The sequence below is a fragment of the Mucilaginibacter sp. NFR10 genome (assembly GCF_900100445.1).
In the GTDB taxonomy this organism is placed as follows: domain Bacteria; phylum Bacteroidota; class Bacteroidia; order Sphingobacteriales; family Sphingobacteriaceae; genus Mucilaginibacter; species Mucilaginibacter rubeus.
Genome location: NZ_FMTV01000012.1, coordinates 20314 through 42924, shown reverse-complemented (window position 1 = coordinate 42924; position 22611 = coordinate 20314). Strand labels below are relative to the sequence as shown.

At 44.0% G+C, this 22611-nt stretch carries 18 protein-coding genes; 10 read left to right on the top strand and 8 right to left on the bottom strand.

From position 1 onward, the window contains the following. Positions 1 to 40 precede the first annotated feature (40 nt). The 3 genes from fabD to BLP33_RS25485 form a co-directional block, all read right to left on the bottom strand. A complete protein-coding gene (gene fabD / locus BLP33_RS25495; protein WP_090534523.1) occupies positions 41 to 928 on the bottom strand; it encodes an ACP S-malonyltransferase in 888 nt (295 codons plus the stop codon). A gap of 96 nt (positions 929 to 1024) precedes the next feature. After that, the gene (folE, locus tag BLP33_RS25490) at positions 1025 to 1666 is read right to left on the bottom strand and encodes a GTP cyclohydrolase I FolE (protein ID WP_090534521.1); all 642 of its coding nucleotides are present in this window, start codon (positions 1664 to 1666) and stop codon (positions 1025 to 1027) included. Between the two features lie 9 nt (positions 1667 to 1675). Further along, positions 1676 to 2092 carry a 6-pyruvoyl trahydropterin synthase family protein gene (locus tag BLP33_RS25485; protein ID WP_090534603.1) on the bottom strand — a complete coding sequence of 139 codons (417 nt, stop codon included), beginning with the start codon at positions 2090 to 2092 and terminating at the stop codon, positions 1676 to 1678. A 76-nt stretch (positions 2093 to 2168) separates the two neighbouring features. Here BLP33_RS25485 and mqnB point away from each other — a divergent pair, with 76 nt between their 5' ends. Then, entirely contained in the window at positions 2169 to 2789 is a 621-nt protein-coding gene (gene mqnB / locus BLP33_RS25480) for a futalosine hydrolase (protein WP_090534519.1), read from the top strand. Between the two features lie 10 nt (positions 2790 to 2799). Beyond that, entirely contained in the window at positions 2800 to 3669 is an 870-nt protein-coding gene (locus tag BLP33_RS25475; RefSeq protein ID WP_090534517.1) for a menaquinone biosynthesis family protein, read from the top strand. An 81-nt stretch (positions 3670 to 3750) separates the two neighbouring features. Here the strand turns inward: BLP33_RS25475 and hflX are convergent, their stop codons facing one another. Then, positions 3751 to 4935: a GTPase HflX gene (gene hflX, locus BLP33_RS25470; protein ID WP_090534515.1), complete on the bottom strand. Its 1185-nt coding sequence runs from the start codon at positions 4933 to 4935 to the stop codon at positions 3751 to 3753. A 207-nt stretch (positions 4936 to 5142) separates the two neighbouring features. Between hflX and BLP33_RS25465 the strand changes: the two genes are divergently transcribed. From BLP33_RS25465 to ruvC, 4 genes are read left to right on the top strand one after another with little or no spacing between them, the layout of a single operon-like run. Next, positions 5143 to 7125, top strand: a complete 1983-nt coding sequence (locus tag BLP33_RS25465; RefSeq protein ID WP_090534513.1) for a DUF3857 domain-containing protein — start codon at positions 5143 to 5145, stop codon at positions 7123 to 7125. 8 nt (positions 7126 to 7133) lie between these two features. Then, positions 7134 to 9068, top strand: a complete 1935-nt coding sequence (locus BLP33_RS25460; protein ID WP_090534511.1) for a DUF3857 domain-containing transglutaminase family protein — start codon at positions 7134 to 7136, stop codon at positions 9066 to 9068. Positions 9069 to 9079: 11 nt separating this feature from the next. Continuing rightward, entirely contained in the window at positions 9080 to 9718 is a 639-nt protein-coding gene (gene aat, locus BLP33_RS25455) for a leucyl/phenylalanyl-tRNA--protein transferase (protein ID WP_090534509.1), read from the top strand. Positions 9719 to 9737: 19 nt separating this feature from the next. After that, the gene (gene ruvC, locus BLP33_RS25450) at positions 9738 to 10322 is read left to right on the top strand and encodes a crossover junction endodeoxyribonuclease RuvC (RefSeq protein WP_090534507.1); all 585 of its coding nucleotides are present in this window, start codon (positions 9738 to 9740) and stop codon (positions 10320 to 10322) included. 402 nt (positions 10323 to 10724) lie between these two features. Here ruvC and BLP33_RS25445 read toward each other — a convergent pair whose 3' ends face one another. The 4 genes from BLP33_RS25445 to BLP33_RS25430 form a co-directional block, all read right to left on the bottom strand. Beyond that, complete coding sequence (locus BLP33_RS25445) at positions 10725 to 13064, bottom strand: glycoside hydrolase family 3 protein (protein WP_090534601.1); 2340 nt, start codon at positions 13062 to 13064, stop codon at positions 10725 to 10727. Positions 13065 to 13130: 66 nt separating this feature from the next. After that, entirely contained in the window at positions 13131 to 15515 is a 2385-nt protein-coding gene (locus BLP33_RS25440; RefSeq protein WP_090534504.1) for a glycoside hydrolase family 3 C-terminal domain-containing protein, read from the bottom strand. A 769-nt stretch (positions 15516 to 16284) separates the two neighbouring features. Then, complete coding sequence (gene recO / locus BLP33_RS25435; RefSeq protein WP_090534502.1) at positions 16285 to 17010, bottom strand: DNA repair protein RecO; 726 nt, start codon at positions 17008 to 17010, stop codon at positions 16285 to 16287. Next, positions 17000 to 17368, bottom strand: coding sequence for a diacylglycerol kinase family protein (locus tag BLP33_RS25430; protein WP_090534500.1), 369 nt, complete (start codon positions 17366 to 17368; stop codon positions 17000 to 17002). The genes recO and BLP33_RS25430 overlap by 11 nt, the downstream gene beginning before the upstream one ends. 425 nt (positions 17369 to 17793) lie before the next feature. Between BLP33_RS25430 and BLP33_RS25425 the strand changes: the two genes are divergently transcribed. The 4 genes from BLP33_RS25425 (at position 17794) to BLP33_RS25410 (ending at position 22610) form a co-directional block, all read left to right on the top strand. Beyond that, complete coding sequence (locus BLP33_RS25425) at positions 17794 to 20130, top strand: efflux RND transporter permease subunit (RefSeq protein WP_090534498.1); 2337 nt, start codon at positions 17794 to 17796, stop codon at positions 20128 to 20130. A 63-nt stretch (positions 20131 to 20193) separates the two neighbouring features. Beyond that, positions 20194 to 20679 (top strand): hypothetical protein, encoded by a 486-nt coding sequence (locus BLP33_RS25420; protein WP_090534496.1) that lies wholly within the window; start codon positions 20194 to 20196, stop codon positions 20677 to 20679. Positions 20680 to 20856: 177 nt separating this feature from the next. Further along, a complete protein-coding gene (locus BLP33_RS25415) occupies positions 20857 to 21915 on the top strand; it encodes a sensor histidine kinase (protein ID WP_090534493.1) in 1059 nt (352 codons plus the stop codon). Next, complete coding sequence (locus tag BLP33_RS25410) at positions 21912 to 22610, top strand: LytR/AlgR family response regulator transcription factor (RefSeq protein WP_217633228.1); 699 nt, start codon at positions 21912 to 21914, stop codon at positions 22608 to 22610. Before BLP33_RS25415 ends, BLP33_RS25410 begins: the two co-directional genes overlap by 4 nt. Position 22611: the final 1 nt, after the last annotated feature.

Sequence of the window (22611 nt, the reverse complement as noted above, 5' to 3'; positions counted from 1 at the left end):
ACAAAAATAAAAGCCACATGTTGTATGTGGCTTTTAAAAATTATTGCGGTAACGCGGCGCTTGCAGTTTCGACGGTTTTATCAACCTTTTTAACAAGGCCCTGCAGTACGTTGCCCGGCCCTACTTCGGTAAATGAAGTAGCACCATCTTCAAGCATATGCATTACGGTTTGTGTCCACCTAACGGCACCGGTAAGCTGGGCTATCAGGTTATGTTTAATCAGTTCAGGATCGGTATAGGGCTTGGCATCTATGTTTTGATAGATGGGGCAAATGGGGGCTTTGATCTCGGTAGCCACAATCGCGGCTTCCAGTTCAACCCTCGCGGCTTCCATTAACGGCGAATGGAACGCTCCGCCTACCTTGAGCTTCAGGGCACGTTTTGCACCGGCTTCAGTCATCTTAATACAAGCCTCGTCAATACCGGCAATGGAGCCCGATATCACCAGCTGGCCAGGGCAGTTGTAATTTGCGGGCACAACAACCTCGCTTATGCGTTGGCAAATGTCTTCTACCGTAAAATCATCCAGGCCTAAAATAGCGGCCATGGTTGATGGTTGTATTTCACAAGCTTTTTGCATAGCGTTGGCACGTGCTGCTACCAAACGCAAGCCATCTTCAAATGATAAAGCGCCTGCGGCTACCAGGGCCGAAAATTCACCCAGGGAGTGGCCCGCAACCATTTCGGGCTTAAAATCATCGCCCAAAACTGTGGCCAAAATGGTTGAATGTAAGTAAATAGCAGGTTGGGTAACGCTGGTTTGCACCAGGTCATCAGCTGTGCCTTCAAACATTACATCAGTAATGCGGAAACCCAGGATTTCGTTGGCTTTTTCAAACAGCTCACGTGCTTTTTCTGATTGATTGTACAGGTCTTTGCCCATACCCGGAAACTGGGCGCCCTGGCCCGGGAAAATATATGCTTTCATCTTGCCCCCTAACCCCCTAAAGGGGGAATATTGTTTTAGTGGTTTATAAATATAATTATTAGCTCCTTACTCCCCCTTTAGGGGGCCGGGGGGCTCTTAACTCAATTTCGAACTTATCAAATTCAAAAACTCAGTCCTGGTTTTTTCTTTCAGGAACTCGCCGGTAAAGGCCGATGTGGTGGTTACCGAGTTTTGTTTTTGTACGCCGCGCATGCTCATGCACAGGTGGCGGCATTCAATTACCACACCAACGCCTACAGGGTTAAGTGTTTGCTGAATACAATCGCGGATCTCGTTGGTTAAACGTTCCTGCACCTGCAAACGGCGGGCAAATACATCAACCACGCGTGGGATCTTACTTAAACCAACCACATGTCCGTTAGGAATGTAGGCCACATGCGCCTTGCCAAAAAATGGAAGCATATGGTGCTCGCACATCGAATAAACTTCAATGTCTTTTACTACCACCATCTGGCTGTAATCTTCCCTGAATTTGGCCGAGTTCAGGATCTCTTCGGCATTAAGTTCATAACCATGGGTTAAATAAAGCATGGCTTTGGCAACGCGCTCGGGGGTTTTTAACAAGCCCTCACGTGCGGCATCTTCGCCTATTTGCTTTAATACGTTATGGTAGTTATCTTTCAAACTATCAATCCGGTCCTGGTTATAACGATCTATTTTAATGTATCCGCCGAAATCGTCATCGTCGGTATCCTGGCTAAATTGTGAGTCGCTCATTTTATAAAATTAACCGCCAAAATACTCGGCAGAATTATTTTCAGTTTCGTAAAGCTTAACCGAATGTAAAAACACCCCCTCGTAAGCTTCAATAGGTCCTTTTAACTGGTTAAATATCTCAATGCAAAGCAACTCGGTCGATGCCATTTTGCCCGCCATAAAATCAACATCTTTATTGATGTTTTTATGGTCAAGCTTTTCGATAACGTACTCGTTGATAATTATCTTCAGCTCTTTTAAGTCGATAAGATAGCCTGTGGCGTGCGTGACTTCGCCCTTTACAGTTACAAACAGGTTGTAATTGTGACCATGCCAGTTGGGGTTGGCGCATTTGCCAAACACCTCAAAGTTTTTTTCAGCGCTCCATTCCTCACGGTACATCCGGTGAGCGGCATTAAAATGTTCCTTGCGCGTTATATGTATCATCATAATAAAAGTGGGTGCAAATATACAAAACAAAAACAGGGTAGTTGTTTTATATTAGCCGTCAAAATAATGCAATATGCTTATACTCATTGTTGCAGCTACCAAATTTGAGGTTGCCCCTCTCGTAAATCAATTGGGCAATAAGGTTGATGTACTGATAACCGGTACAGGCATGGTACCAACAGCCTTTGGCATGGCCCGGCAATTAAGCAACCATACCTATGATCTTGTACTCAATTTGGGCATAGCAGGCAGTTTCGACCGTAATTTCCATTTAGGCGATGTGCTGGAAATAACCGAAGATACCTTTGCTGAGCTTGGCGCACAGGATGACGAAGCTTTTATCCCCATTGATATGCTTGGCTTTGGCGAGAGTGTTTTTTTGCCCACAACATCGCTTGAGCAGGTTTATCCAAACTTTTTTCTGAAAAAGGCAAAGGCTATAACCGTTAATATGGTGCACGGCCACGAGCCATCCATCCAAAAAGTACAGCAAAGGTTAAACCCGCAATTGGAAAGCATGGAAGGCGCGGCTTTTTTTTACGCCTGCCGGCAGATGAACGTACCGGGTATGCAAATCAGGGCAGTGTCAAATTATGTTGAGAAACGTAATCGTGAGGCCTGGAACATTGGGCTGGCCATTAAAAATCTGAATACATTTGCCGTCGACCTGGTGAGCCAGATCATTAACAGTTAATACTACCCGCATGAAACTTACGCTCGGATTTTCGCCCTGCCCTAACGATACATTTATTTTCGATGCCCTCATTCACCATAAAATTGACACTGAAGGCCTGGAGTTTGAAGTATTTTATGATGATGTGGAAACGCTTAACCAAAAAGCCTTCCGCGGTGAGCTGGATATCACTAAGCTAAGCTACCACGCCTTTGCTTACGTTACTGATAAATATGTGCTGCTTGACTCGGGCAGCGCGCTGGGTTTTGGTGTAGGGCCATTGTTGATTTCGAATCTGGAAATTTCGATTTCTGATTTGGAGAAAAACCTGATCCACGATCCGAAATCAGGAAGCCGAAACCCATTGATTGGCATTCCGGGCAAATATACTACAGCCAACTTTTTATTAGGCCTTGCCTTTCCTGAAGCTACCAACAAGCAGGTAATGGTATTTTCAGAAATTGAAGATGCTTTGCTTGATAACCGTATAGATATTGGTTTGATCATTCACGAAAACCGTTTCACCTACCAGGATAAAGGCCTCAAAAAAATCATCGATCTTGGCGACTACTGGGAAAAACGTACAGGCTGTGCAATTCCATTGGGTGGCATTGTAGCTAACCGCAATTTACCGTTGGATGTTCAGCATAAAATTAACCGGGTGCTGCGTAAATCGGTGGAGTTTGCTTTTGCTAATCCAAAATCCGGTTTAGCGTTTATTAAACAACATGCCCAGGAAATGAGCGAAGAAGTGATGTATAAACACATCGAACTTTATGTAAACCAATACTCAATTGAACTTGGCGAGGAAGGACGTAAAGCTATTAACCTGATGTTTGATACTGCATTGGAGAAAGGGATTATACCGGAGGTGAAGCAGGGTATATTTTTGACTGATTAGTCTAACTGCATTGCTTCCAAAAACAAAAGAGGGACTCACCAAAATGCGTCCCTCTTTTGTTTATATCTATCCAATCAGCTATCAATACAATAAAGCATCATAAGGATACCTTTCAGTATGTATAGCCTTCACTTCCTTATAAAGCAAGGCCCTGAACTCCTCCACATTTTCCTTTTTAGTTGCCGAAATAAATATGGCTGGTGCATTGTTCTTCGCCATCCAGCTTTGTTTAAAGTCTTCCAGCGTTAATGGCTCTTCCTGATGTGGTACCTGGTGATCTTCGGGTTTAAAGGCATCTATCTTGTTAAACACAGTAATAATGCGTTTATCAATAGCGCCGATATCTTTGAGGGTTTCGTTAACCGTACGGATCTGATCTTCAAAATTTGGGTGCGAAATATCCACTACATGGATCAGGATATCGGCTTCTCGGGTTTCGTCAAGCGTCGATTTAAAACATTCAACCAAATGGTGCGGTAACTTACGGATAAACCCTACCGTGTCCGACATCAGGAAGGGCAGGTTCTCAATCACGACTTTCCTTACGGTGGTATCCAGTGTAGCAAACAGTTTATTTTCGGCAAACACTTCCGATTTGGCAATCATGTTCATGATAGTCGATTTACCTACGTTGGTATAACCAACCAATGCTGTACGTACAAGCTGATGGCGATTTTTGCGCTGGGTCTCGTTCTGTTTATCTATCTGCCTTAGTTTATCCTTTAACAGTGAGATCTTATTCAGGATCAAACGACGGTCGGTTTCAATTTGCGACTCGCCCGGGCCGCGCATACCAATACCACCTTTCTGGCGTTCAAGGTGGGTCCAGAGACGGGTAAGGCGGGGCAGCAGGTATTGCAATTGGGCAAGCTCAACCTGCGTTTTAGCTTGTGCTGTTTGGGCACGGCTTGCAAAAATATCCAGGATGAGGTTATTCCTGTCCAGGATCTTTACCTGCAGTTCGTTCTCAATATTACGCAGTTGCGATGGCGAAAGGCCATCATCAAAAATAACTATATCAATTTCTTCTTCTTTAACGTAGGCTTTAATATCTTCCAGTTTACCTGAGCCAACAAAAGTTGCCCTGTCCGGGCGCTGTAGTTTTTGAGTGAAATGGCTCACCGTTAACGCTCCCGCGGTGCTGGCCAAAAACTCGAGCTCTTCCAGGTGTTCCTTCTCAATCTCGTCGGTTTCATTGGGCGTTATTACACCTACAAGTACCGCTTTTTCCTGCTTCACAGCAGTATCATAAAATTTTTGTTTCATTAATTACAGTATATCAATCCAAATGCCAGTTAAATAAATGTACGTAAACGGGGCTATGAAATAAAATTTTAATGTCAAAATAACATACGCGGGAATAAATTCATGACAGGAACTTTCATTATGAAAAATTAAATTAAAATGACTAAAAAAATTTGCTTTTAAATATTCCGGTAATTGTTATTTTTGATGTGATTAAACCTCATCACGATGAACAGGCTCTTACTGCTGCTTGGAGCAGCCCTATTTGCGTTACCGGTTACCGCTCAAAAAAAAACCGCCCCCCCTTCTAAAGTTTTACCTTTTGGCAAAATTGAAATTGCCGACCTTGAAATGGCCAAATGCGATTTTGAGCCCGATGCCAATGCCGAAGTTCTTTTTAACAAAGGCGATGTTTATTACGATAGTTCATTTGACATTAGCGGCGAGTACCACAAACGGATCAAGATTTTTAACGATAATGGTAAAGATGAAGCCAACATCCGTATTGAATATTACGGCGGTAACCGGCTGGAATATATTACCGATGTGCAAGCCGAAACCATTAACCTGGTTAACGGAAAGCCCGAAATAACCAAACTGGATAAAAAACTTATCTATACCCAAACCATTGATAAGGTACGCAATGCCATTGTATTTTCAATGCCCAACGTTAAAGCGGGGTCGGTAATTGAATACAAGTATAAATATCATACTGTTTCGATAAGCAATTTCCCGTCGTGGGATTTTCAGCAAAAAATACCGGTGCGGTACAGCGAGTTGGATACGTCTATTCCCGATCTGTTGTATTTCCGCACGGTGAACCACGTTTGGATGCCTTATTCAAAAGCAACCCATGATTCAGAAGCCCGCACCATGCCCGGCACAAATCCTTTATCATATAATGATGAAAAAGATTTTAGGGTTATGGAAAACATCCCTTCGCTGCATGATGAGCCTTACATGCGCTCATATACCGACAATATCATGTCGTTACAGTTTAACCTTACTTCTGTAAAATCAAGCTATGGCTTTTACAAGTCATATTCAGATACCTGGGCTAAAGTGGGCGGCATTATTGCCGATGATGAAGATTTTGGCGGCCAGTTAAAACGTAAATTAAAAGACGAAGAGCCTATTATCACCAAAGCTAAAACCTTTAAAACTGATGATGAAAAAATAGCTTACGTTTTTAACCAGGTAAAAACCCTCATGAAATGGGATGGCGTTGACCGCTGGTATACCAACGATGGTACTTACCGGGCATGGGAAAAGAAAACGGGCAATTCGGCCGAGGTAAATATTATTTTATACCACCTGCTTAAACAATCAGGCATTAAGGAAATCTACCCTATGATCGTGAGCACCCGCGAACATGGAAAAGTGAACCGCTTCAACACCTCGCTTTCGCAGTTTAACCGTGCAGTGGTTTATATTCCTGTTGATAGCACAAAAGAGTACATACTTGATGCTACAAACAAATACAATTTATATAATGAAACACCCGATATGCTATTGAATTCATCGGGTTTGTATATCGATAAGCAGGCCAACGCTTACGATATGCTTTATATTACAAAAGCAGCTCCGGCCAGGCAGGTGGTCATGATCAATGCCGACATTAAGGCGGATAGCAAAATGACCGGAACTGCAGATATCAGCAGCTTCAGCTACCACAAAATAAGCAGTGTTGAACGCTATAAAACCGATGGTGAAAAAAAATATATCGACTACATAAAGGCCAACGACAATAACCTTAAAATATCGTCATTAAAAATGAAGGATATGGAGTCAGATACCCTACCACTGGTACAAAATATAGCTTTTGACCTGGAGCTCACCGGTTCCGACGGAACATATATATATTTTAACCCCAACCTTTTTACCCCTATACGTACCAACCCTTTCCTGAGCGAAAAGCGCGCTACTGATATTGATTTTGGGCATCGTAACAGGTATGAGATAAACGGTACCTACAAAATTCCGGCAGGTTATAAAGTTGATGCGCTGCCAAAAAGCATACGCATGGTTATGCCCGATCAAAGTATAAGCCTTAAACGTTTTATTGCCGAACAGGATGGAATGATTGTAGTGCGATATGTTATATCATACGAAAAGGCTTTTTACGAAAAAGAAAGTTATCCTGAGCTGAGAGAGTTCTACAAACAAATGCAGGATATGCTTACTGAGCAGATAGTACTTAAAAAAGCCTGATCGAAAACATGAGCACTACATATTTTTACAGGCTGCTAACTATTGCAGGCATTGTCATTTTATCAATCAAAAGCTATGGACAGGATAAAAATCTCCCGAAAGAATTTTATATAGCATCAACCATCCCCGATTCATTAAAGGGAGAAGCAAATTCAGTTGTGCGGTATTCTTCAGACGAGGTTACCGTAAAAGCAGCTGGTAAAATGACGCTAAAGCATCACGCCATCATTACTGTTTTAAATGAAAAAGGTGATGCCGCCGCACAACTTGGCCTGGGTTACGATAAAAAATTCAGCAGTGTTGATAACGTGCAAATGCTGGTTTACAACGCTGATGGAACGATGATAAAAAAATATCACAAGAGCGATTTTTATGATTATGCCGCTACCGATGGGATCTCGATTGTAACGGACGACCGGATGCTGGCCATGAAACATCCGATATCTGCATATCCAACTACTATTGAGGTAATTTTTGAGGAGGACATGAACAGCTATCTCGATTTGGGCGAATGGGAAATTCAACGGCCCGAGCGGGCCGTCCAAAACGCGGAGTATACTGTCCTGGTCAATCCTTCGGTAGGCTTCAGGTACATGAATAAGAATACTACCATCAAGCCCGAAAAAACACCTGCCGGAGAGTTTGAAAAGTACACCTGGCATGTAAAAAATTTAAAAGCTATAAAGCCCGAAGACGATGCTGAATCATGGCAGGTTATGCCGCGGATCATGTTTGCAGCAAACTCATTCCAGTTTGGTGGTATTCCCGGCGATATCAGCACCTGGCAAAATTTTGGCAAATGGCTGCAGACCCTCAATGCAGACGTATGCTCGCTTAGTCCGGAACGGATAGCCGAGGTTAAAAAAATGACGGCCGACTTTAAAACAGACAAAGAGAAAGCCCGGTTTTTATACCAATACATGCAGCAAAACATGCGCTATGTAAGTATCCAGCTCGGCATTGGAGGTTTAAAGCCATTCCCGGCTACATTTGTCGACCAGAAAAAGTATGGCGATTGCAAGGCCTTATCAAACTACATGTATGCCTTATTAAAGGCAGCTGATATTCCATCGTATTATGCCATAATAAACGCAGGCTCAAACGAAGAGCCCGCTGATCCTGCATTTCCAAGCGATCCCTTTAATCACATTATTTTATGTGTACCTTTTAAAGGTGATACTACCTGGCTTGAGTGTACCAATATGCAAAAGCCTTTTGGCAAGCTCGGGCCTTTTACCGAAAACAGGTACGCCCTGCTGGTAACTGAAGATGGAGGCAAACTGGTTAAAACTCCGCGCAGTACAGATATTGACAACCAATTTAATAGCGAAGCACATGTGGTACTTGACGCGGATGGCGGCGCAAAGGCAACACTTAAAATTTTAAGCACAGGTGAATACCGCGATGATTACCTGGGTATAGCCGCCTTAAAAACCGACGAGCAAAAACAGGTACTGATTAAGATGCTGAACATGAAGCAGCCATCACTTTTTGAGTTCAAGCCATCAACAGATAAAGACGGCATAAAAGAACTGGACATTGAGCTGGAGTACGATAAATTTTGCGATGTATCGGCGGGCAACAAGCAGTTTTACAAACCCCGTGTTTTTGATCTGTGGAAAACAACCGTACCCATACTTGAAAAACGAAAAAGCGATTTTTTCTTTGAAATTCCCATGTTAAAAACATGCGTTACCACCATTGATTTGCCTGCTGGCTTTGAAATTGATGCTTTGCCTGCCGATCAAAGCCTTAAATTTACTTACGGCACTTATGATGTTAGGTATGTTTATGACGCAACTAAAAACCAGGTGGTAAGCACTACCAAATTCAACTTAAAAAACCATGTGATCCCCGCCGCCAAATACACCGAATTGCAGGTTTATCTGGATGCGATAGCCAAAGCCCAAAATAAAAAGCTGGTGATCCGCCGTAAAGCATAAATTTGCGCCTGATGATATTCAGGCTCGACGAACGTTTAATATTTCCAAAGCCCGATCTGGCCGAACCAGACGGGCTTTTGGCTGTTGGCGGCGACTTGAGTACCAAACGGTTATTGCTGGCCTATCAAAACGGCATTTTCCCCTGGTATAGCGATGATACACCCATCCTGTGGTATTCGCCTCATGAACGTTTTGTATTATATCCTGATGAGCTTAAAATATCCAAATCCATGCGGCAGGTATTACGCTCCGGCAAACTGAAGGTTACCGTTGATACCTGCTTTAACGATGTTATAACAGCCTGTTCAACCGCTCCGCGTGAAGGGCAGGATGGCACCTGGATTGTGCCCGATATGATATCCGCTTATAATCGCCTGCATTTGGAAGGCTATGCCCATTCGGTTGAGGTATGGCAGGATGACAAGCTGGTAGGTGGCCTGTACGGCGTACATGTTGGTGCTGTTTTTTGTGGGGAGAGTATGTTTACCCGCGTCAGCAACGCTTCAAAAACAGCGCTCATCTATCTGTGCAATACAGGGCTGTACAAGCTTATCGATTGCCAGGTACACACCGGTCATCTCGAATCGCTTGGAGCAAGGATGATAAGCCGGGAGCAATATATGGATGTATTGCTAAATAATTTAGTTTGATTAGTTACCTTTGAGCCATATGCAGCAGGTGGTAAATTTAAAGGAAAGGATCATTTTAGGTATCGACCCCGGCACAGCCGTTATGGGTTACGGACTGCTAAAGGAAACCGGCCCTAAAATTGAGCTGCTTGCTATGGGGGTAGTAAAAATGCCCGTTACCGACGATCATATGCTTAAGCTGCAGCGCATCTTCGAAAAAACCGTTGCCCTTATAGATAACTACCACCCCGATTGCCTGGCTATTGAAGCCCCTTTTTACGGCAAAAACATACAGGTGATGCTGAAACTCGGTCGCGCCCAGGGAATGGCCATAGCCGCCGCATTATCGCGCAATGTAGAGATCACCGAATACGCTCCCCGTAAAATAAAACAATCCATAACCGGTAACGGAAACGCTACCAAAGAACAGGTAGCCGCCATGCTGCAAAGCCTGTTAAAGTTCAAGGAAACCCCCGATTTTCTGGATGCTACCGATGGTTTGGCTGTAGCTGTTTGCCATTCATTTCAACGGATCCCTACAGGTTCGGGTAAGGCTGGAAGTAAAAAATCATATTCAGGCTGGGATACTTTTGTAAAGGATAATGCTAAAAGGGTTGTGAAGTGAGATCATCTGGTTTTTCCACCTTATTATTCCAAATAAAAAGCAGAAGACTTAAGAAGTTTTGAAAACTTCGTAAGTCTGAATTATAACGAACATTTGTCATGCTGAGTGTTTAAACCCGTGGACTCTGAAGGTGACAAAAGACGGCCTGTCAGTCTGAGCCTGTCGAAGACTCGCGCGCAGAGGCCTGCCCACTATGCTTCGACGGGCTACCCATGACCCATTTTTTATTTTTGTCATGGGTAACTTGTTTCAGCACCCCACTCGCTAAGCAGCCATGCTAAGCAAAGCGACTACCTGTCCTGTGGGATGCCGAAATAAATTCGGCATGACGATGGAGCATGTTATTTCTCCTTCAGAGACCCGTATTTTAACTCCTACCCATGACGCAGTGGAGACGCGCCTTTACGGCTTCACTACACTCTTCACATACTTATCCACACGCCCATCTTTAATAACCCCTTTCCAGTTTAAGCCGAAACCGAAATCATATTTATTGCCCTGCTCGTCAACATAACATTTCATATCGTGAGGAACATCCTCAAACTGCGCTTCAACGGTTTTCATATCCACCGGCATTTGCAGCGGTAATAATGCAGATGGCTCGGCTTTACCGGTCATGATATCAAGTGAGGCCTGGCCTTGCACGCCGAAATCAACAATGATAGCATTGGCGTCCTTTTCAAATTCAGCAAATACCATCGGGTTGCTCATATTAACAGATACAACAACCGGCTTCCCTTTCATTTTGGCATAAGTATCGGTAACCATAGCCAAATCGGTAACATTAATAGCAGTGCTTGATTTACCCTTGTAAGTACGGTTGGTAAATTTCTCCAGCGGGTCGCCACCTGCTATACTGGTAGCGCGGGCATCGGTGGCCGTGTATGCACCGTATTGCAGGTTGACTGGTACATATCCTGTTCCTCCGTTTTTAGCGTCGGCACTGCTATACCCCCCTCCACTATTGGGGCTGGCAATAAACACTAATGCATAATCGGCCTCATCAGGGTTATCGGTTACTTTAAAATATTTTTTAACAGTTTCCATATTCACAGGATATTCCAATTTTTCAGGTGTCTCCATTCCCAAAAAGTTCCTGCCAGCCGGAGTAAATTTTTTAGGTACATATACCGTTTTGCCGCTTTGTAAAGGCAATATATTAGCCTTGTTTTTCAACATCACTATGGATTTAAGCTGCGCCTGGTAACCTGCATCCATAAACTCGGGTTTGCCAACAGTTTGTTTGGAAACCTCAGGCTCCAGGTAAGGGTTTTCAAACAAGCCAGTCCTGAAAATATTGCGCAATAACCTCACTGCCGATTGCTCAAACCTTGCCCGCATAAACGCTTCGCCATGTTCTTTTATGCCTATCTGGTATGCTTCAACAACCGGGGCAACTTCGTTATTACCACCAAATTGATCAACACCCGCCATCAGCACCTTGTAATGGCGCTGCGCTATAGAAAGGCCCTCCACGCCCCATGATTTGCCCGAAAGGAATGAATCTACCGTGGTTTCATCGCCGGTAACCAGCCAATCGGTACAAACCACGCCATCGTATTTATATTTCTTGCGCAGCAGGTCGTTAATAATGTAGGAGTTATAGTTGTTGGCCACGTTTTCGTGGTCTTTGATATCCTGGTTGTATGAGATGGTATAATAAGGCATCACGGCTGCAGCCATGCCGGTTTTACCTTGCAGCTTAAACGCGCCCTCGGTAAAAGGGATCAAATGCTGCTTAAAATTATTGCCCGGGTAAACCGCATACTTACCATAAGCATAATGCGCATCCCTGCCGCCCTCACCTGCACCGCCACCAGGCCAGTGTTTAACCATAGCGTTTACACTGTTGTAACCCCAGCCGTTTTTAATTTCCTTTTCAGCGGCCGAAGTTTGGAAGCCATCAATATAAGCACGGGCCATATCGGCAGCTAACTGCGGATCTTCGCCAAAAGTACCGCTCACACGCGCCCAGCGCGGATCGGTAGCAATATCAACCTGCGGCGAAAGTGCTGTTGAAATACCTAAAGCCCGGTATTCCTGCGCTGCAATGTGGCCAAAGTTTTTCACCACCTCAGGATCAAAGGTAGCAGCCATTCCAAGCGAACCGGGCCACATAGAAATGGCACCACCCGCACCGGCATTATATTCGGCGGTAGCCACGGTTCCATGGCGGGGATCGGAGCTGTTATTATTGGGAATGCCCAAACCCAGGCCTTCTACAAACGCCTGCGCATTGTTATTCCATTGCGCGGCTATTTCGGGACTTTGCACCGAGGTTACCAGCACATGCCTTACGTTATCCTTAGCTAAAAATTGTTTTTGCTGATCGGAAAGGTCAGACGCTTTGGCACCGCTTTCAGCAAAAACTTTATTGTTATAAGTACCGGCGAATGGCCCGCCCGCTGCCGCCGGGATTGGCTGGTGACGGCTGTACAACATTAAACCTGCTATTTGTTCAACACTCATTTTTGAGGCGAGGTCTTTAGCGCGTTCATCAACAGGTAACCGCCAGTCTTCGTACTTATCCAGCCTGCCGTTCTTGTTCAGGTCTTTAAAAGCAAAGCCATCAACGGTTAATATTTTTATGCCCGATGTGGTGGCATAACCCAGGTTTTGCCCACCTGTATTGGTAACAAAAGCAATATCGCCTGCTTTTCTTTCTGTCCATTTGTTTTGCGCTATAACAGCAGTTGCCGGCAACAGAGCCAGCAAGGTTATCAGTTTAATTGGTTTGGCCATAATCATTCATGATTCGGGTTAAAGAAAAAGGCCCCTGCAAAAAATATGCAGAGGCCGGGGTTGGTTTTACTTTAGTTTTAGTTCTTTTATGGTTTGTTCGGGCAGCAGCGCTTTGTTTACCTTTTCAACAGTAATATCTTTAGCCAGGCTGAAAGATGCCGCTTCCTCTATTTTACGCGATGATGAACCTATTTTCACTTTATAGCTTCCTTCATCAGCTATCCAGGCCTGTCTGTTGGTATAAAACGAAGCCAGATCTGCTGCTTTGATCGTAAACGTCAGTGTTTGCGATTGACCGGGGGCCAGCAATTTGGTTTTGCCGAAAGCTTTCAGCTCATCTTCCGGTTTATCCAGATCCGTTTTAGGAGCCGCGAGATATAGCTGAACCACCTCTTTACCTGCTACATCGCCGGTATTTTTAACAGTAACCGAGGCAGTGATCATGTTTTTGAAAACCTTTGAGCTCAATTTCAGATCGCTGAATTTAAAATTAGTGTATGACAAGCCATAACCAAACTCATAGGCCGGGGTAACTTTAGCGACATCGTAATAACGGTATCCCACGTAAATACCCTCTTCATAAATAACCTGTGTTGGTTTACCTTCGGGCGTACCGGGGAAGTTATTAGCCGATGGCACATCTTTATAATCGGCAGGGAAAGTAGTCGCTAATTTGCCCGATGGGTTTACCTTGCCGCTCAGCACATCAGCAATAGCGTTACCAGCTTCCAGGCCAGGCTGCCAGGCTAATAAAATACCATCTACCTTATCGCGCCAGGCGGTAACATCAACAACACCACCTACGTTAAGCACAACAATTACCTTTTTACCCTTAGCATGAAACGCACTGGCAACACCATTGATCAATCCTTTTTCGGCATCGTTTAAATAATAATCGCTTTCCAATTTACGGTCGGCGCCTTCACCCGCGTTACGGCCTATCGTGATCAGCGCTTCATCGGCACCATTAGCTTCTTCAGCTACGATAGCGTTCACATCCATTTCGGGGATTGGTGCGGGATGGTCAAAAAAGTTTTTAGGTTTTGGCTGTTTGGCCTTCATATCTGTGAGGTACGCTTTGTAATTATTGGAAAGCGTTTCCTGCAGCTTAAAATTGGCATTGGCCAAACCTTGCATTAATGAAATAGTGTATGCTTTGTTTACATCACCGCTGCCGGTACCACCTGCAATAATATCGTACGAGGTATTGCCAAACACTGCAATCCTTTTGCCGGCACCAAATGGCAGCGCATGGTCATCATTTTTCAAAAGTACCATACCTTGTGCCGCAGCTTCACGGGCAACAGCAGCGTGACCGGCTAAATCTGGCGCATCAGAGTATTTATATTTTTTGAAAGTAGGCGATTGAACTATCACATTCAGAATCCGCTCCACATTGGCATCAAGCTGTTGTGCGCTAAGCTTCCCGCTTTTTACAGCAGCCACTATGTCATCAGATTGGGTTGGGTTACCCGGCATCAACAGATCGTTGCCTGCTTTCATCTGTGCTACGGCATCTTTACCGCCAAACCAATCGGTCATCACAAAACCTTTAAAGCCCCACTCCTTTTTAAGAATGGTAGTGAGCAGGTCGCGCCTTTCGGAGGTAAAAGTGCCGTTCAGTTTGTTATATGACGACATCACTGTCCATGGCTGCGCTTTTTTCACCGCAATCTCAAAACCACGCAGATATATTTCGCGCATGGCACGCTCGCTTACTATGGTGTTAATGGAGTTACGGTTGGTTTCCTGGTTGTTAGCCGCATAGTGTTTAATAGAAGTACCTACCCCGTTTGATTCGATACCGTTAACAATGGCAGCGGTCATACTGCCGGCCACTAAAGGATCTTCAGAATAATATTCAAAATTTCGGCCGCCGAGCGGGTTGCGGTGAATGTTGAGGCCCGGCGCCAGCAAAATATCCACACCGTATTCGCGCACTTCGTTACCAAAGGCAACGCCTACTTTATTTACCAATTGTGTATCCCAGGTTGAGGCCAGCAAGGTGGCAACCGGGAACGCCGTAGCATAATACGTTTTTGATTTATCGCCATTGCGGATAGGCTCAATCCTCAAACCTGCCGGACCATCAGATACCGTGATAGACGGGATACCTAAACGTGGAATAGCATGCGTGCGACCGGCAGCCCCGGGAACTTTTTCGGGGATATTGTAAGCATCCGGATCAGAGGGTGGCAATTTAAAACCACCTATATCAATAGCTTCGGGCTTTTTACCCTTTACCGGCGGCGGTACGCCCGGCATCTTAAAACCCATTCCCACAACAAGCTTCGATTTTTCTTCGAGTGTCATGGCAGCAACAATCTGCTTTACGTTTGTTGCGCTTAATTGTGGGGCAGGGCTTTTGCTTTGGGCTTGTACCGCCTGGTGAATACCACCGGCAAATAAAACGCATGCTAAAGCAACGTGTAGTTTGTAGCTCGTTCTCATTTTTTAAAATTAAATAGGTTAAAGGGGCTAATTGGCGATAATAACAGCAAGGAAAATATATTCTTTGTGTCATTATTACACAATAGTAAAAATTAAGTTTTACAATAGCAAGTTTTATCGATGAATAGATGAAGAATACGGATGGGAAGGAGAAATTGGACGATAAAATGGAACAATGATAAATTTTAAACTACCTGTTATTCTGAAAGATAACGAAGAATCTTTTCAAGATGCGGGGCCGCCATATAGGGTGAAGAAGATACTTCGTTCCTACCCATGACATGTTAAAAAAGGCGTTCTTCGTCAGCAGGTAAGCTTTGGGCGAAACGGGCGGAACAATGGTGGCCTTGAGCGAAGGAAAAGGGCATAGCACGTTTTTGCGGAAGCGTTGGACATGTGTGTGCGAAGCGGGGCAAAATAATTGCAGCCCGTGGTTCTGACCGTTTTGCAGGGCAAAGGCCGGCGTGACGGGTTGTGGAGTGGGTGAGCGCAAAGAGCCTCCCTGCTGACTTGATTTATTCGTTAAGTATATGTTTTAATAGGTACTCATGAGCTCGTTTCACTCGGTTTTTGGGTACTTTTGTATCAAGACAAAAGTACCTGGCTCCGCGCGGCCAAGAGCGCGACGATGTAAGTTCATTATAACAACAGCTGTTACCTGCCTCCGTGCGATTGCTTCGTTCCTCGCAATGACATGTTGAAGATGCCATTTCACCTTTAGATCCCAATTTTCTCAGCCAGGACAGCAGGAGAGTAACGAGAGCCGGCCCTACGCCAACACCTCTTCCAATACATCTGCCGATTTGATATTGCCAAAGCCCTCGATATGCATAGCGTAATATTCCAGCAGCTTTTGCACCAGGTAGCGGCGTTCATCGTTGCTTAGTTTAAGCAGGTGCATATCTTCAAAACTGGTTTGCAATACTAATCGAAAATTATTGGTATGCGGGGGCGAGAGATAGGAAATGCTCTCGGGCTTATAGCGGGTGAATTGTCCATTTTTTATATCGAAATAATCAGCTTCACCCGCCATGTAGCGGTCGGGGTAAAAACCGAGGTAACGGGTTAGGTGGATTAAAAATATTAGGTGAAAGTTAGCAACACTTTCGGTTTGGTGATCGAGCCATTCAATAGCGCTGAAAATAAAATCGAACAAGTTTTCATCCGGCGATTGCTGTTTTATGGCTTTGTACAACACTTCGTTCAAAAATATGGCTATACAGCTCTTAATCACATCATAAGGAATACTCAGCAGTACCGGCGCATTCTTTAATTCGGAAATGCGCTGCACGCTGCCTGTATTTTTGTGATAAACCACCAGGTCGAGCAAATGCAGGGGTTGCAGCATGTTTCGACTTATTTTAGCCTTGGGCTTTTTAGCACCATTAATGATGTACGATTGCAGACCAAATTTCTCGGTAAAGATCTGTACGATCACACTGCTTTCGCCGTAATCGGTAGCCCTGAATATGATTCCCCGGGTTTTATGCAGCATGCCTTATCAATAAAATGATCTTCGGTAAAAAAATAACTATCCCGGTTATCAGCGCGAACAATGCAGCCACAACAACAGCACCGGCAGCTATATCTTTTACATGCCCCGCTTTTTCGTTATAAGTAGGCGAAACCAGGTCGGTCAGTGTTTCGAGTGAAGTATTGAGTAATTCGGTAATAAGCACTACGGCGATGCTGGCCATGAGCCAAAGCCATTCGGCGGTTGAGATCTGAAAAAGTAAGCCCAGGATTACAGCAATCGTTCCGGCCACCAAATGAAACCTGAAATTAGGCTGTGTTTTAGCAGCATACCCCAAACCCTTAAACGCAAAACCAAAACTGCGTATCAACCTTTTCATGTTCAAAAATACAAAGTTTAGGTGCAAATGCGGATAGCGCATTTACAGTGTCCATACCATTGTTATTAGTGCCAATATTAACATAGCAAAGGGCATAATACAAGTGTTCAACTTTTAAAAAAACCGGTGTTCAACTTTTTCTTTTACCAAAACACAAAACCTTGATTATCAACACCAACTTGTTCAAAAGCCCCAAAACAGCCAATCCAACAAAATATAACACACTGATTATCAAGGCCAATATTTTATAAAACAACAACAAGTGTTCACCCCTAAAAAAATTGAACACTAAACGCCGCAAGCAGATCAGGTAATAATGTATAACCCGTTACCCGTTAACTCATTGTCACATTATCACTATCATTAATAGGCAGATAACGCATTTTTTGTAGTTTTGCGCCTCTCTCTTATATATCACGTTAATAATGTTCTGGAAACATATAGCTTCTGCAATTCTTAAAAACAGGCTGATAATTTTTATTTGCGTTTTAGCGCTGAGTGCCTTTATGGGCTACGAGGCGTCGAAGGTAAAAATCACCTTCAATGGCGGCAAAGTACTTCCGGTTACCGATTCGGCATTTATCCGCTACTCCGAGTTTAAGAAAACCTTCGGGCAGGATGCCTCATCGATGGTTATTGGCATTAAATCGCCCAATATTTTTGATAAAGATGTTTTTAACGACTGGTACCAGATTGGCGAACAGTTAAAGAAAATAAAAGGGATTAAAGCCGTAATCTCGGCGGCAAATATTTATGATCTTCAAAAAGATACCCTGCAGCATAAATTTGTACTGAAGCCTTTGGTTACCGGTCCGCTGCAAACCGCCGCGGCTGTTGATAGTGTAAAACAACAACTTGCTTCCATGCCATTTTATAAGGGGTTGATTGTAAGTAACGATGGCCAGAGCACCCTGATGGCCATCACTTTTGATGATAAGATCATCAACACGCCGTTCCGCGTGCCCATCATTAAAAAGATCAACCAGCTTGGGCAGACATTTGAAAACAAGCATAATATCAAAGTACACTATTCGGGCCTACCGCTTATCCGTACCGTGGTTGGCGACCTGGTGGCCCATGAGTTTTCATTATTCCTGAGCCTTTCAGTGGCTATTACCGGCCTTATCCTGCTACTGTTTTTCCGATCTGTATTCCCGGTTATTTTCCCGGTACTGATCGTGATATTGGGTGTAATATTCAGTCTTGGCGTACTGCAAATGATGCATTACGAGATGACACTTTTAACCGGCATCATCCCGCCGCTTATTGTGGTTATCGGTATCCCTAACTGTGTATTTATCCTCAATAAGTATTTTCATGAGTACGGCATCAGCGGCAATAAAATGGCTGCTTTGGAGGTTGCCGTTGAGCGAGCAGGTATCACCACCTTTATAGCCAACGTTACTACGGCTATTGGCTTTGGCGTATTATGCTTTACCAATAGCGAGTTGCTTACCCAATTTGGTTTGATAGCCTCAATTGGTATCATGGGAACTTTTGCCTTGAGCCTTATTTTGGTTCCTATTATATTCAGTTTTCTGCCTGCACCAAAGGCAAGCCAAACCGGGATTAAAGACAGTAAATTGATGGATGGGCTGCTGGCCACTTTAGATAAGCTGGTGCATACCAAACGTAAAACCATTTATTTAACCACAGCAGTATTGGTCATCATTGCCATTGTTGGTATGGTTAGGATTAATATCAATGGATATGTGGTTGACGACCTGCCCCAAAGCAACGACACCCTGCACGATCTTAAATTTTTTGAATCGAATTTTAACGGGGTGCTTCCTTTAGAGGTTAGCATCGATACCAAACGCAAAAACGGCGTAATGAACTTAGCCACCATCCGCAAGGTGGAGAAACTGGAAAAACTGATTTCCTCCTACCCTGAATTTAGTCGCTCGGTATCATTGATCCAGGTGTTGAAATTCAGCACACAGGCATTTTATGGCGGCAATCCTGAATATTACCGCCTGCCCGACGGACTGGAGCAAAACTTTATCCTTAACTATGCGGGCAACTCAGGCAAAGGTACAAGCGGTTTGCTAAAAACCTATCTCGACAGCACCCACCGCGTTACCCGTGTCACCTTCGAAATGGTTGATGCCGGTTCAAAAAAAATGAATACGGTACTGGCCGAATTACAGCCACGCATCGATTCGATCTTTAACCCGAAAAAGTTTCATGTTGAGCTAACCGGCTCGAGCATCATATTTATAAAGGGTACTAACTATCTGTTGAAAAACCTATATGAAAGCCTGGCCTGGGCTATTGTACTTATCGCGGGCGTAATGTGGATCCTTTTCCGGGGTATAAGAATGATTGCCATATCACTGGTGCCAAACCTTATTCCTCTTATTATCACGGCAGGTATTATGGGCTTTTTTGGCATCCCGCTTAAACCGTCAACTATATTGATTTTCAGTATTGCCATGGGTATCTCGTCCGACCAGACCATTTATTTCATTACCCGTTACCGTCATGAATTACGCCATAGCAAAAAGAGCATCTCGCAAATAGTCTCAGATACCATTCGCGAAACCGGGGTGAGCATGATCTTCATTGCTACGGTGCTGTTTTTTGGGTTCGGTATTTTCGCGATATCAAATTTTGGCGGCACCGTTGCCCTGGGCGTACTATTATCTATAACCTTACTGGTGGCTATGATCAGTAACCTTACGTTGCTGCCTGCGTTTTTGTTATCACTTGAAGGTGGTGTTGATCGTAACAAGATCAAGGGGCCGGATATTGATGAATAGAATTAGAAATTAATTTTTCTGACTGCCATCCTGGTTCAGGCGAGTTCTTTGTACATTTATACTATGCCGAAAGAAGAGGTTACCGATCTGCTTTCCTTTATGAGAACCTTCCCATCCGAAGTGCGGGAACGTGCCTTATGGCTGCGCGATTTTATATGGGATCTGTACCCTCAGGCCAACGAACTTATTTATGACAATTACAATGCTTTGGCCGTGGGCTGGTCGCCTACCGAAAAAATGAGCCATATCTTTTGCTCGTTTGCCCTGTACCGTGGGGGCAATTACAATACTCATTTCGGCTTTTACTGGGGCTCCGAACTTTCCGATCCGCACAAAATACTTATTGGCGAAGGCAAGCAGTACCGCTATTTGCTGGTGAACGATATTGAAGCTTTTCCGCAGCAGGAAATAAAAAAACTGGTTGATGAGGCTTGGCAAAATTCGCTGGCAAAAGTTAAAGATGCCAAACAGCTAACCCAGGGTAAAACCATTGTAAAAATGGTATCTGATAATAAGAGAGAGAAGAAACTTAAAGTCCCTAAGAAGTAACCCACTTAAAGTTACAAATCTGTGAAGGCTTTACAGGTCATAACATTCCTGGCTCTTATGTCTAAAAGTCTCGATTCTCTTCCCGCGCTCATCCCCTAAATACCTGCACTCATGTACTTTATCTTTTAACTATATAATAGTTTTTGTTGCTTTGATAATAATTCGGCAGCAAGCAAATTGAAACAACAAGCAACTATATCACTTTATTGGAAATGTCAGCTCATTGGCTGGTCGGTTGCGGCGCTTTACTGGGGATATACCGGCTACAATCAGCCGGGCTTTAACTGGTGGTTAAGCATTCTTCAATTTACTACCGATGTTGCAGTTTATATTACCATAACCCACCTTTACCATCGCTTCGCTGTAAAATTGGGCTGGCAAAACCTCAGATTAAACAAATTATTACCCAGGTTAGTACCCGCAGTCGTCGTATTGGGGTTGGTTTACCTGTTTGTAACTGTTTCAAAGGTTTACCTTTTCAGGGTTTGGTTTAAACCGGGGTTTTCGGAACCGTTCGGCGATTTTTTTGATTTCTATCGCGATAGCATTTTTGTGGCCGGGGTACGATTGATGTCGATCTGGCTACTGGCTTATCATTTATACCACTATGCAAAACGCGAAATCAATATAGCCCAAGAAAATGCCCGGCTGGCGGTTATTACGCGCGATGCGCAGCTTAACAACCTTTCGGCACAACTTAACCCGCATTTCTTATTCAACTCTTTAAATAACATTAAAGCTTTGGTTATTGATGATCCCAAATCGGCAAGACGGGCAATCGACCTGCTGGCCGATCTGCTGCGGAACTCCCTTTACAGCGGCGACAAACAAATGATCTCCATAAAAGAAGAGCTGGAACTTGTTAAAGATTACCTCGAACTGGAAAAACTCCGGCTTGAAGAGCGGCTACAGTATCACATTGAAGCGGGCGATGAGTATCATAGTATGCTTATTCCCCGCTTGTGTATTCAAACGCTTGTTGAAAATGCTATAAAGCATGGCATCAGTCAGCAAAAACAAGGTGGGCTCATTCGGGTACAACTTATTAATGATCATGATAATTTGATAATATCCGTAAGTAATCCCGGCCGGTTAAATCCGACGGACGATAGCAGCGGGCTTGGCCTTAAAAACCTAACTGAGCGTTTGCGATTACAATACAAAGACTTTGCCCATTTTACCATTAGCGAAACAAATGGCATAGTAACGGCAACCATTAAAATTCCTGTTTCATGAAAAAGATAATGGTCTTGATTGTTGATGATGAACGCGCTGCCAGAAATGAAATACGGCGACTGTTGGCCAATTACCCAGACTTTGAAATTGCAGGAGAAGCCACCAATGCCGACGATGCCCTGAAAATGATAGGCGAAGAAACCCCAGACCTCCTTTTTTTAGACATTCAGATGCCCGAAAAATCAGGCTTTGACTTACTGGAATCGTTAGAGAAAGCACCACCGGTGGTATTTACAACGGCTTATGACCAATATGCGGTTAAAGCTTTCGAAGTAAGTGCGCTTGATTACCTCGTAAAACCTATCCGCGATGAAAGATTTGAAAAAGCCATAGTACAGGCAAGGCAGCGGTTAAGCAAAGCAGATCCTGCCGGGCAGATCTTTGTGAAAGACCGTCAGCAATATCATTTCATTCAGTGGAGCTCTGTACACCTTATTGAATCGATGGATAATTATGCAAGGATCTTTTTGGGCGATAAAACGGTGTTCCTGAAAAGCTCTCTTAACCAGTTGGAAGATAAATTGACCAGCAATATCTTTTTCAGGATCAATCGTGCGCAAATTGTTAACAGGCAATACATCCAAACCATAACAACGGTGGATGGCCGTTTAAAAATAACGCTTAGTACAGGTGCTCAACTGGAAGTATCCGAACGGCAATCGGCAAAATTCAGGCACTGGGCAGCAAATAAGTAGA